Genomic DNA, 11,939 nt, shown 5'->3' on the forward strand with positions numbered 1-11,939 from the left:
GTTAAAACAAATAATAAACCTTAGATAATGCAAAAAAAGAGACTGCCTTTTTGAGACAGCCTCTTTTTTATATGAATTTCTAGCAGTTAATCTTCGAAAAGTTTGCTCTCGAAATCTGTGTGGCTATTGACCAATTTGCCTTCAGTTCCGAAATAGATTTCCTGAAAACTTAGTGTCCGGATAGCATCTACCTTACGATAGAATTTATCTGCCGATACATCCGAAAGTGTTTTGAAACCACAAGCTTCCATAATTTCGACTGTAGCACGTAATGTGTTGCGGTGGAACTGAGCTACGCGTACATATTTATCATTTACGTCGAGTCCTTTGTATAAATGCGGCTGTTGCGTAGCAACTCCAACCGGACAAACGTCTTCATTACACTTAAGTGCTTGAATACAACCTAAAGCGAACATCATACCGCGAGCACTATAACATGCATCTGCGCCTAAGGCAATAACTTTTAAGATGTCGAAACCCGTTACAATACGGCTGGATACGATAACTTTAACATGTTTTTTCAAACCAAAAGCAATCAAGGTTTTCGTTACAAATGCCAATGCATCGTATAATGGCATCCCTAGGTTATCTGTAAACTCCAGTGGAGCAGCTCCCGTACCACCTTCTGATCCATCTACGGAGATAAAATCCGGGAAGATCTGCGTGTTTTGCATGGCGTGACAGATGTCGATAAACTCATGTTTATCGCCGATACAAATTTTGAAACCGATAGGCTTTCCACCCGATAGCTCGCGCAGCTGTTGTATGAAGTGCATCATTTCAGTCGGTGAGGAGAAAGCGCTATGTGCTGGAGGCGACATCACATCTGTTCCTGGAATGACGTGACGAATAGCCGCAACCTCAGGTGTATTTTTTGCCGCTGGAAGGATACCTCCATGACCAGGTTTAGCGCCTTGCGAGAGTTTCAACTCGACCATCTTCACGTTTTCACGATTGGATTTTTCTCGGAAGAGCTCCGCGTCAAATTTTCCTTCCTGATTCCGACAGCCAAAATAACCTGTACCCACCTGCCAAATTAAATCACCACCGTTGTTGTGGTAGTCACTGATTCCTCCTTCGCCGGTATTGTGTGCAAAGTTTTGAAGTGCAGCACCTTTATTTAATGCCGTTATTGCTGTTTTGCTCAATGCACCATAACTCATTGCTGAGATATTGAACACACTTAAGCTATAGGGTTTTTTACAGGCTGCATTTCCAACAGTGGTACGCAGATCGTGGTTTTCGATATGGCAAGGGAAAACAGAGTGCGCAGCCCATTCGTTCCCGACAGCCTGTGGATCAGTCTGCATACCAAATGCGACAGTTTCACGTTGATTTTTTGCACGTTGGTATACGATCGAACGCTGTCTTCTGTTGAAAGGACGTCCATCCATATCCGATTCCCAAAAATATTGTCTCAACTCAGGACGAATAGATTCGAAGATATAACGGAAATATCCAACTAAGGGATAATTGCGTAGGATGGCATGTTTGGTCTGGAAACTATGGTATAACGCGATCAATAGCAATGGAAATGGGATGATAAGCAGCCAAAACCAGCTTGATGTAAATATAAATCCAAATGATACAATGATTAAATTAATCACAATCATTATTGAAAGAATGAGTTTTCTAACTTCCATAGAAAATACGATTGTTTAGTTTTAATTCGCTATTTTAATGTTTAGCCCAACTGATTATTTTATTACTCAATTAGCATTCCAAAATGCGCTTTTGGACGAAGCAAATGTACTAAAGTTCCTGAAGTAAATGGATATATTTACCCCTTGGAGGTAAGTTTTGATAAGTTTATAACCGTTTCTAACAAACTATTTTCTTTTAGTAATCTCCTGCGATAAAAGTTGATAGATTTGCTGTAAATCTGGTTTATTGCTAATAAATTGCAAATGTTTTTGCATTGTTGTGCTGTCCTGTCGGATCGCTGGTCCTGTCTGAACTGTTATTGGAATATGATTTTGCACTTTTTCTGCCGTCTCCAGGATGATTGGTTTAATTAGATCAAAGGACAAGTCGTTTTCTGCTAAGAGCTCGTAGGCCATCTGATAAAGGATGTTAGTAAAATTGTTGACCATAACCGAGGCAAGGTGGATGGCTAAACGCTGCTGGGAATTACAATAGATGCTCCGCGGTGCACATGTCTGTGCTAACTGAAGTAGCTCGGCACTATTTTCATCCGTGTTACCTTCAACACAAAGTGGGACGGTCGAAAAATCGACTGCTTTATTTTTGGATAATGATTGTGGTGGATAGATGACTCCCGCATTTTTAAATCCAGCCAGTACAGAAAGATCGGTTGCTCCCGAACAATGAATAACAACACCTTTTATATCTTTTGGTAGCGCTTCTACCAGCGATACAATGGCCTGATCGGTAACGGCAATGAGGTAAAGATCAGCATGTAGGTCTAGTTCAGATAGTTGGTCAATTGCTGCGCAATGAAGAGCAAAGGCCAATGCATCTGCATTGGCCTTTGTTTTACTGTAGATCTGAACGATATGATGTCCTGTTTTTTGAAACTGTTGTCCAAAATGCGTAGCGGCATTACCGCTTCCTAAGATCACAATGTTCATTATTTAAGTGCTTTTCGTTTCTCCTCTTTATTTCTTCTCACAATGGACATGATAAAACCAATGGTCATGACAATCGTTCCACACCAGAAAAAGTTGATGTATGGGAATTTAATGGCTTTAAATACGACCCATTTCTTTTCTGGAAGCGGCTTTTGATAAACCATGATTTCCAGTTTATCCTTGTCAGGTTTAATTCCCGTAAATCTGAATTTAAGCCCTTGCTCGTTGACATCTTTATTGAAGTCATAAACACCACCGTCTTTAATTAAGTAGATTGGTTGTACTTCATACTGTTTGTTGTCGGCCGAAAATACTTTTATTTTCAATCCAACCATAACATCACTAGGACCTTTTGGAATTTTCTCCAGGTGAGCTTCTTTGTTTAAGCCTTCAATGACATAATATCCATTGCGGTAGCGTAGGGTATCACCGATATTTACCTGATACGTTGCCGGCTCCTCGTAGTCTTCGAAACCAGTTTTGTCTTCTGCCGGAACTTTCGCATGTGTTGCCTGACTTTCAGCTGCAGCTGCGGTAATCAGTGTATACACGTCATGCGTGACATAATGTTTGGTCGCTGGAGTACCAATCAAACCGCCCATTTTCGCGTTGTTTTGTGCAAAAGGTTGCAGCACAAAATGCTCCTTCACTTTACCTGTTTCTTCGTCGATCCGCTCGTATTTTATTTTATAAAACGTATTTGGAGCCACAATGCTATCACCGATATAGGTTATTTTGTATTCCCCCATTTGTACAGGTTCACCTTCGGTCAAGAATAAGTTGTCGCCAGGTTTCTCTACTTTGTCAAATCCCGATACAGCAATGTAACCTGTGTTGTTGACCGAGATGACCTCGTTGGTTGCTGCAGCCACCATGGCACCGATAAGTAGTAATCCAAAGCCGATATGGGCTACCGAAGAGCCGGCCAGCTTCCATTTACCTTTGACAGCGTCACCCAATACACGGATATTCGCCAAAATACAGAAAATACTTGCGAAGGTGATCAAAATATAGATCAGGTTGGTATACGTCTTCGTAAAATAGACGACAGCAGCCGTTAGAATGAGAGACACAACCAACGATGCTACCGTAGAAGCCAAAAACTTGCGGCTATCGGTACGTTTGTATTTTAAAAATTGTGTAAATCCGGTTAAGATCATAACGATCACTGCAAAACCCGATTGCCACTTGTTATAATGTTGGATCGGATCCAAAGGTGGAGCTACCTTGGTGCCAAAGATCTTGTTGAACACTGGAATTGATGTTGAAGCAATGATCTGTGCGCATGCGACAGTCAATACCAAGGCGCCAATAAACATCCAGAATTCTCTTGAATAGATATCCTCATCCTTTTCTGTGATGGGCATCTCTTTCTTTTTGACGGTAAGAAATACGACCATGATTACCAAAAAGACAACATTGAATAAGATCAATTGTCCGCTCATTCCCAGATCGGTAAAGGAGTGTACAGAAGTCTCTCCAAGGACACCACTACGTGTCAGGTAAGATGCATAGATAACAAGTACAAAGCTGATCATCGCCAAAAATGTAGCGGTGAAGTAGGAGTGGCCTGAATTCTTATAAGCAATCATGACGTGGACAGCAGCAATCAGGGTAAACCAAGGAATAATTGATGCATTCTCTACCGGATCCCATGCCCAGAAGCCACCGAAGTTAAGTGCTTCATAAGCCCAGAATGAACCCATGATAATACCTGCACCTAAAATCATCACGGCAAATAAAGCCCAAGGAAGTGCTGCATTGATCCATTCTTTGTATCGCTTGGTCCAAAGAGCACCTGTTGCATACGCAAAAGGAACAATCATCGACGCAAAGCCAAGGAACAGTGTTGGTGGGTGAATTACCATCCAGTAATTTTGAAGCAAAGGGTTCAAACCATTACCGTCGGTGATAAGTGAAAGATAGTTAGCTTCTCTAAAGATTGGAATATCCATTGCTTCACGCAATAGGATAAACGGAGAGCTACCGATACGCAGACCGAAGATTTCCACACCAATAATCATGGAAGCTAAAAATGCTTGGCATAACATGACGAAAGTCATGACAGACGATTCCCAGCTTTTTGCTTTAAACAGCAAAACAGAACCTAATACTGTTTGCCAGAACATCCAGAGCCAAAAACTACCCTCCTGACCTTCCCAAAAACTGGAAATGATATAGTAGGTAGGGAGTGTCTTGGACGAGTGCGCCCAGGCATAATTATATTCAAAAAGATGATTGTATATAATATAAAATAAAGTTGCACCAATCGCCACTACGGAGACCGCATTAGCCCAAAAGGCAATACGTGCAATTTTTTTCCATGAATTCTCTTCAGGGTATTTTGTTGCAAAAAAGTAACTGATACAAGATAGAAGTGCAGCACCAAAAGAAAGTACAATAAAGAATTGTCCGATCTGCCCTGGTAGCAGGTGCTCACCAACGTAATTAACGTCCATTGAAAATTGATTTTACGAATTAATTATTGAAAGCAGTAGCATTGATCTCGGTGACGACCGATTTATCGTTATATTTTGACGGACATTTCATCAATATCTTACTTGCCCTAAACACATTTCCGTCCATTTTTCCTGTCAATACAATTTGCTCTGAACGTTCAATATCTTGAGGTTTGGCGCCTCTAAAAATCACTTCACATTCTGTACCATCGTTGTCACGCATGAAAAACGAAAATTTGTTGGCGTCAGTTTTGGGATCATAATGAAGCGCTTTGTCTTTATTCAATTGACCTACCACATATAGTTCGGTTTTCTTTTCTTTAGCTTCGGTAAATGTCGAATAGGTACTTGAATCGGTATAGATAACAAGTATCATGGCAATTGCGACAGCAATGATAGCGATTAGAATAATTGAACTTTTTTTCATTTGTATTTACTTATTTTATAAGTGTTTGATCTCATCGTAAAATGAGCTCGTTTCACCCGGTTTGTTTTTTCTTAACGATGGATAGCAGTTCCGATCTGCCAGATATCCTCCTGTTTTTTCAGAAAGATTATTACCCAAATCTGACAACGTTGTGCTCACTAAAATCCCAAATTGATTACATTTGAGACCTAATCGAATGCAAAATTACAAATAGATTCGCTAAGAAAGGAATAATGCAACTTTTCCATATTATTTATATCTATTCTAAATAGTTTGAATTAATTGGAAAAATAAGCTAGATTCGAATGCTTTTGGATAATTTGAAGTGAAATTTGCTATTTTGGTTCTAATGATATCGCATGAATTTTACAATTGCCTGTTAATATGAGTGTTGCTTTGCGATTTTTAGGCCTCTTTTGGGCTGTTATATTCCCCTGCTTTTTTGTTTTTGGACAGGTTAAATTTCGTAATCAGGAAATTGCTATCCAAAATGACAATGACGTTTATCTACTGACCGGTCAGGACCGCTATTATACCAATGGTATCAATATCAACTATAGGATTGCGTTGCCAGGGAAAACAGATAGCCAGACTTCAAATACGGTATTGGATTTTGAAATAGGCCAACGGATTTACAATGGTATCAGTATCATTGACTATAGACGGCAGGAAAAGAAATACGATAGACCATTTGCAGGTTACCTCTATTTTAGTGCTGGGATAACACGGTTTTTACCGCACGATCAGGTTGTTGAGTTCAAGACTGAATTGGCGCAGATCGGCCCTAAATCCTACGGTGAAGAGGCACAGAAGTTTATCCATCATCTCTTTGGGATGTACGAGGCGACAGGTTGGGATACGCAGCTTGGAAATTCCTTTGGTATTGATTTAAGTGCAACCTATAAAAAAGGACTATATCGCAGTCAAAATCAGCAATTCGATGTCGGAATTATAGGTGAGGGGACCATTGGATTAAATAATACCAATATGGGAATTGCGGCCCCGCTTCGGTTGGGGATGCTGAAATCCTATCAGGCATCCACCTTTACACATGGGCATTTGACACAGGGAAGAGCGAACAATGATAAAGAATGGTATTTTGTCTATCAACCAAGCGTGTCTCGTATTTTTTACAGCGCAACGGTAGAAGGAGGGAGAGGTAAAAATGATCCCATAGGCAAATTATACACTATTCAGCCTTGGATGCTTAGTCACCGCATTGGTTTCAATTGGTCTAACCACAAGATCAATTACGGTATCAATTACATTTTCAATTCGAAAGAGCTCAAATCGGTGTTTCACCGGCATCAATATGGCGAGTTGTTTTTTGCCTACCGTTTTTGATCAGCCAGCCATAAGTAGGACCTACATGGATCCGTTTGATAAGATCTTCTTTGGTCCAGCGTTCAAATGTTTGTCGTTTGGAGATTGTTTAACCTGGGTTTTCGGGAATAGGGGCAGCCAGTTTTTGCCCGATCAATCTGGTGGTGAGCATAGCGGCCACGGTATCTCCAGTAGCATTGAGCATTGTTGCCAATGGGTCGACCAGCGTGGCGATAATCATAATGGAAGGAATCACCTCCGTTGGCATCTGATAAACCGATATGATCAGCATTTCTCCGATGTAGCCACCATTAGGAATACCTCCGGCTACGATGCTCACCAGTAAAGTAATGCCAACCGCCATAATCAGATTGGCTGGATCAAAAAATTCCTTGCCACTTAATAAAAGTGCGATATAGATTTTAAAGATACAGGCGATCGCGGATCCATGCTTGTGCAATGTTGTGCCTAGGGGAATGACGACACTAGCGACGCTGTCCGGGATTCCAATTTGCTTGGCTGCAAGTAAGTTCGCTGGCATGGTGGCGAGGCTACTGCAGCTGCTCAATGCGGTCAGGGAAGGCAATATGTTATTTTGCCAATAGCGTTTGACACCCTTTAGCCCGAATGCAAAAAAAGCGAATAAACTGAATACCGTGAAAAAATAGAAGATTCCAAAAAAGTAATATAGACCGATAGGTTTGGCATAAAAACCAAAAAGCTGAGGGCCTAATGTTCCAACCTGATAGGCAAAATATGCTCCCAAACCAATGGGCGCGAGGTTCATGACCATCACGAGCAGATTTCCCATCACAACATTGCCCGAGTTTATAAATTTACGGAAGGTCTCTGCAGATGCCCCTGATTTGCGCGTAGCAATGCCAACGAGGAACGAAAAGATGACAAAGGCCAGCATATTTTGTCGTGATAATAAACTTGAAAATTCGCTAACGGTTAAAAAGCGGACCATTTTTTCACCCCAAGAATCATGAACAACTGTTTCCATGATCTTGTTTGTTTGTTCAATAGGCAGTGGAGCATCTACTGGAAAGAGGTAAAGGAAGCAGATGCTTGACAGTCCGGCGACGACAATACCCAGTACAAATACGAACGACATCATGCCGATGATCCTTCCCAGTACACTGTCGCCATTGATATTCGCAACAGATGAGGATATGGCAAAAAACACCAATGGTATGACGCTGACAAAGAGGAGGTTTAGGAAAATGTCACCGATCGGTTTAAGATTGTTGACGATATGCGGAAAGAAGATGCCGATCAAACTTCCAATACTGATCCCAAGGAGTAGAAGTAAGATACTGCCGTAGTTCTGCACAAAAGTTTTTGTAGCGTATTTCATAGGTGTATGATTAGTTATTTCAAAAGGAGTTCATTCACATGGAAGAACTGCTTATATTGTCTTTGTATTTGGTCACATTGAGCATATCCAATGCTGTTGTATTGCTTGCGCTTGTTAGGTTTGGATATTTCATTAGGTTTTGTGAATATTTTGTATTTAAATTGCTAAAATAGTGTTTTTCTCGAATAGGTCTATTAAAACGAGCTGAATTTATGCGTGTTTGTTCATTTTTGTTTTACCTTGCTGAAAAAATCCGCTTTTTGCCGACCTTGTTATCTTACTGAAAACTTTTTTTGTCGAGGTATCCATCATCTCTGCACGCTCGGTATTAATATGTATTTTTCATTTGGAAGTCGATGTACTGCTTAATTGGTTGACATCTCCTTCAGGCTACGCTGATAGATGGTCGTGCTTCGGAAATCATGAGGATTTTGATACACGCATCGGCTTTTTTATCTTTGGACAGTAGCAGTGACTAAGTGTCATGGACAAGGAGTAGGCCATTCGTTTGGCGTCTGTTTCTTCATTTGGACGTCATGTGTGAAAATTAGAACTTAAAGTATTTTTATAAAAATGGAATTTGTAACGACAGGAGATGGCTCGAAAACGTTGTTTAATGCAGAAATAGGTGAATGTTATCATTCGAAACATGGTGCGGTGCAAGAAAGCAGGCATGTTTTTATAAAAACAGGGCTCGAACACTATGTACAAACGACAGGAGCGACCGACGTCGGTATCTTGGAGGTGGGGTTCGGAACAGGCTTGAATTTTTTGCAAACAGCTGACTTTCTTAGCGATAAATCCGTTCAGGTGGAATACGTCGGGATAGAAGGATTTCCTTTGCCTTTGTCTACTATTGCTGCAACGGGCTATGAGGCGACGGTAGATCCGACCGTGTGGGCAAGCTATTTGAATGCATACGAGCAGGCTTTGACGGAAAACGTACGGATTAACGAGTACTTAAAGCTTCATATTGACCATACCTTATTGATGAATTTCCAGTCGGATCGCTTGTTTGATATCGTTTATTTTGATGCTTTTGCGGCAGTGCATCAGCCTGAGATGTGGAATGATGCTGCCTTGGGACATATCGCGCAGTTTGTTAAACCGGGTGGTGTCTTTGTGACCTACGCTATTACCGGGAACCTCAAACGCAGTATGAAAGCATTGGGATTTTCAATAGAAAAGGCGCCTGGTGCGCCTGGCAAGCGAGAAATGCTGCGTGCAACGAAGTTGTAACGGATAATTCTTACATCATAGCATGAAGGGTCGAATAACCGCCGTATCGTTTGTACTTTGCCCAAAACGATATCGTTCATGTGTATAAACTGCCGTGACTTTAAAGTATATGCGGTAAATAAAAGAATTATTTGCCGCAAAAAAAGGCGAATACTCCGTTTGTTCCCTGCTTGTTAAAAATATCGGTTTATTTAGGATTCAATAGCAAATGCGGCAACAATAGCAGCTGGATGAAATTCTTTATTGTTAAGTAACAGGTGTTTTTGACGTAACAATTTGTAATATTCTATATTCATGCCCACGATTATTGTCTCGGCGTTTTTATAATCCATATCAAAAATAAGCTCCTCAAGCTCGATTATTTTGTCTGATCGATGAAGGTTAAGTTCAATCTCGTGGCAATAAAAATGGATATGCTGCTGTAGCTCGAAGTTAAATACGGCGACGGTAAAATTTATTGCCAGTGCGTCGCAATGTTTTGGTAATACGATGTCATGGCGAAGGTCGAACTTTGGAAATCGAATATGGACCTGCTTATCCAATAAGCTAAGATCTGGGTCAAAATGCATAAAATCATGGATGTGGCATTTATCGTTGAATTGAAAATTGACTAAACGATCTATTTTTCCCCCATGAATGGTTTTCATTCCAGTAGGACGCCCATTTGGGCGGACCACTCTTTTGAGCTGTGTAATTAACCTGTTGTGCATGTCGCTATCATGCATGTTCAAATGTATATCCCCCATGAATTCCCTGATTCGGGCACCGGCGGTGCTGATATGTCCAAAATCTGATCCAATAGCTTTTTTGGCCGGAGTCGGTTTCTTTACAGGTTTCGGTATCGTCTGTACGATTGTTTGTTCATTTGATTGTCGAAAGACGATATTTCCAACGGCGCCTTTCAGATTTCCATTTTTTAATATTGCCATAGGATAAAATTACTTGTTAAGTTGCTTAAAAACAATTTGTTGTTAATTTTTGGGGAAATGGAAATTGCTGTTCGACTCCTATTGGAGATTTGGAAATAGGAAGCAAAAGGACGCTGTGGAATTTGTAAAAAATACGCCACCACAGTTAGGGATCTTTCTAAATTGTATGATCGTTGTATACACTTCGAGAAAGCTTCGGAATAATTTCGTAACAGCTTCGGGACAACGACGTGATAGGCTCGACATGCTAGCGGCATGAGTACGATATGTGTCCGTGTTGTCTCCGAGTTAAAGACGGAATGAAGGCTAATGTCTTTAAAGGCCGGTTAACAAGCTGATGTAATTATCGATGTAATGCAGTTTGTCTTTGGATTTATATTGCTGGATATAGCGAGGATGGTCTAAAATGGTCATTTTTCCAAAGAGCTTTTCTTCATTATTGATTTTAGCAAGAAAGGTTGCATTTTTCTTTCCGAGCACAAAGACCTCATCCGTCGCTAAGCCTATGGAAATGTGCTGTTTTAGGGAATCGATCATAAAGGGTTTGACCATATCAAAAAGTTGCTTGTCGTCGTAATAATTTGCATTGATCCAGTTGTTGGGCTTTGTTTCTCGGACAATCGCGAGGGGAAATGGCGAATTGATGTAAAACTGTTTGTAGAAGATCTCTGGGCCACCATAAGCTTCAATCATATCGTACATAAAAACCGAAGATATTTCATGGGTATGTGCAGATTGCATCTCTATTCCACATGCACTAGCTAATCTTTTGGTGTCTGTAAAAGGAACTCCCGTTACACCAGCACCGTGTCTGCTCGGATTAATGCCGATAATGAATTTTCTGGTTAGATTATCATTGTAATATTTCTGGTAGAACTGTTCCATTACGACTAATGTTTCGGGGTTATCAAGGTAGGGGTTGATAACATTGAATTCTGGGGGAAGACTTCCTTGATAATGAAGATGTTTATTGAATAAAACTACTTTTTCTGCAAATGTTAGCATCGTTCGTGTGTTTAAAAACAAAATACGATTTTTAAAGAACAAAAAAACAAAGCCGGGTGTCATTTGACACCCGGCTTTGTTTTTTTGTATCTTGGGTCAGGATTAGTGACCTTGTGTACCGTCTACACCATGTGAATGTCCATGAGACAATTCTTCTTCAGTAGCAGGACGTACAGTTAAGATTTCGATATCGAAATTTAATGTTTTGCCAGCCATTGGGTGGTTTAAGTCAGCAACAACTACTTCTGGAGTAACCTCAGCTACTACAGCGCGGAATTGGTTTCCTTGGTTGTCTTGTAAAGGCAATACTTCTCCTACTGGAGGTAAACCTGTTTCTTTGAACATATCTACTGGCAACTGTGCGAATGCCTTGTCATCTTTTTGACCGTAAGCATCATCCGGTGCCAATTCAAATGAAATTTTATCACCAACGTTTAAGTCTGCGATGTTTTCTTCGAATTTAGGTAACATCATACCTACACCATATAAGAAATCTAAAGGTTGTTCTGCAGTTGTTTCTTCAACGAAAACTTTTTCACCGTTTTCTACTGTGTGAAGTCTGTACGTCAATGCTACGACGTCGTTTGCTTTTATAGCCATCTGATT

Annotated in this window: 10 protein-coding genes; 2 read left to right on the plus strand and 8 right to left on the minus strand. The window is 40.5% G+C overall.

Features of this window, described 5'->3' with window-relative positions:
* Positions 1-86: 86 nt before the first annotated feature.
* The 4 genes from IQ31_RS19195 to IQ31_RS19210 all read right to left on the minus strand — a co-directional run bounded on the left by IQ31_RS19195 (position 87) and on the right by IQ31_RS19210 (position 5,477).
* Positions 87-1,643 carry an FMN-binding glutamate synthase family protein gene (locus IQ31_RS19195; RefSeq protein WP_120333658.1) on the minus strand — a complete coding sequence of 519 codons (1,557 nt, stop codon included), beginning with the start codon at positions 1,641-1,643 and terminating at the stop codon, positions 87-89.
* Between the two features lie 186 nt (positions 1,644-1,829).
* Entirely contained in the window at positions 1,830-2,591 is a 762-nt protein-coding gene (locus IQ31_RS19200) for a Rossmann-like and DUF2520 domain-containing protein (RefSeq protein ID WP_145329330.1), read from the minus strand.
* Positions 2,591-5,050 carry a heme lyase CcmF/NrfE family subunit gene (locus tag IQ31_RS19205; protein WP_120333660.1) on the minus strand — a complete coding sequence of 820 codons (2,460 nt, stop codon included), beginning with the start codon at positions 5,048-5,050 and terminating at the stop codon, positions 2,591-2,593. Before IQ31_RS19205 ends, IQ31_RS19200 begins: the two co-directional genes overlap by 1 nt.
* A 19-nt stretch (positions 5,051-5,069) precedes the next feature.
* Positions 5,070-5,477, minus strand: coding sequence for a cytochrome c maturation protein CcmE domain-containing protein (locus IQ31_RS19210; RefSeq protein ID WP_046672794.1), 408 nt, complete (start codon positions 5,475-5,477; stop codon positions 5,070-5,072).
* Positions 5,478-5,861: 384 nt separating this feature from the next.
* Between IQ31_RS19210 and IQ31_RS19215 the strand changes: the two genes are divergently transcribed.
* The gene (locus IQ31_RS19215) at positions 5,862-6,821 is read left to right on the plus strand and encodes a lipid A deacylase LpxR family protein (RefSeq protein WP_145329333.1); all 960 of its coding nucleotides are present in this window, start codon (positions 5,862-5,864) and stop codon (positions 6,819-6,821) included.
* Between the two features lie 88 nt (positions 6,822-6,909).
* Here the strand turns inward: IQ31_RS19215 and IQ31_RS19220 are convergent, their stop codons facing one another.
* The gene (locus tag IQ31_RS19220; RefSeq protein ID WP_145329335.1) at positions 6,910-8,160 is read right to left on the minus strand and encodes a dicarboxylate/amino acid:cation symporter; all 1,251 of its coding nucleotides are present in this window, start codon (positions 8,158-8,160) and stop codon (positions 6,910-6,912) included.
* Positions 8,161-8,733: 573 nt separating this feature from the next.
* Between IQ31_RS19220 and mnmC2 the strand changes: the two genes are divergently transcribed.
* Positions 8,734-9,399 (plus strand): tRNA (5-methylaminomethyl-2-thiouridine)(34)-methyltransferase MnmC2, encoded by a 666-nt coding sequence (gene mnmC2 / locus IQ31_RS19225; RefSeq protein ID WP_145329338.1) that lies wholly within the window; start codon positions 8,734-8,736, stop codon positions 9,397-9,399.
* A gap of 191 nt (positions 9,400-9,590) precedes the next feature.
* Here mnmC2 and IQ31_RS19230 read toward each other — a convergent pair whose 3' ends face one another.
* From IQ31_RS19230 to IQ31_RS19240, 3 genes are all read right to left on the minus strand, one after another.
* Positions 9,591-10,328, minus strand: a complete 738-nt coding sequence (locus IQ31_RS19230; RefSeq protein ID WP_145329341.1) for a hypothetical protein — start codon at positions 10,326-10,328, stop codon at positions 9,591-9,593.
* 315 nt (positions 10,329-10,643) lie between these two features.
* Entirely contained in the window at positions 10,644-11,333 is a 690-nt protein-coding gene (locus IQ31_RS19235) for an SMUG2 DNA glycosylase family protein (protein WP_145329343.1), read from the minus strand.
* 102 nt (positions 11,334-11,435) lie between these two features.
* On the minus strand, positions 11,436-11,933 hold the full coding sequence (locus tag IQ31_RS19240; RefSeq protein WP_075994257.1) for an FKBP-type peptidyl-prolyl cis-trans isomerase: 498 nt from the start codon (positions 11,931-11,933) through the stop codon (positions 11,436-11,438).
* Between the last annotated feature and the right edge of the window lie 6 nt (positions 11,934-11,939).

Source organism: Sphingobacterium siyangense (genome assembly GCF_007830445.1).
GTDB classification, from domain to species: Bacteria; Bacteroidota; Bacteroidia; order Sphingobacteriales; family Sphingobacteriaceae; genus Sphingobacterium; species Sphingobacterium siyangense.

Excerpts from the sequence above, each read along its gene's own strand:
- IQ31_RS19210 (WP_046672794.1), bottom strand. The coding sequence starts at position 5,477 with ATGAAAAAAAGTTCAATTATTCTAATCGCTATCATTGCTGTCGCAATT.
- IQ31_RS19205 (WP_120333660.1), bottom strand. The coding sequence starts at position 5,050 with ATGGACGTTAATTACGTTGGTGAGCACCTGCTACCAGGGCAGATCGGA.
- IQ31_RS19215 (WP_145329333.1), top strand. The coding sequence starts at position 5,862 with ATGAGTGTTGCTTTGCGATTTTTAGGCCTCTTTTGGGCTGTTATATTC.
- mnmC2 (WP_145329338.1), top strand. The coding sequence starts at position 8,734 with ATGGAATTTGTAACGACAGGAGATGGCTCGAAAACGTTGTTTAATGCA.
- IQ31_RS19230 (WP_145329341.1), bottom strand. The coding sequence starts at position 10,328 with ATGGCAATATTAAAAAATGGAAATCTGAAAGGCGCCGTTGGAAATATC.
- IQ31_RS19200 (WP_145329330.1), bottom strand. The coding sequence starts at position 2,591 with ATGAACATTGTGATCTTAGGAAGCGGTAATGCCGCTACGCATTTTGGA.
- IQ31_RS19240 (WP_075994257.1), bottom strand. The coding sequence starts at position 11,933 with ATGGCTATAAAAGCAAACGACGTCGTAGCATTGACGTACAGACTTCAC.
- IQ31_RS19195 (WP_120333658.1), bottom strand. The coding sequence starts at position 1,643 with ATGGAAGTTAGAAAACTCATTCTTTCAATAATGATTGTGATTAATTTA.
- IQ31_RS19220 (WP_145329335.1), bottom strand. The coding sequence starts at position 8,160 with ATGAAATACGCTACAAAAACTTTTGTGCAGAACTACGGCAGTATCTTA.
- IQ31_RS19235 (WP_145329343.1), bottom strand. The coding sequence starts at position 11,333 with ATGCTAACATTTGCAGAAAAAGTAGTTTTATTCAATAAACATCTTCAT.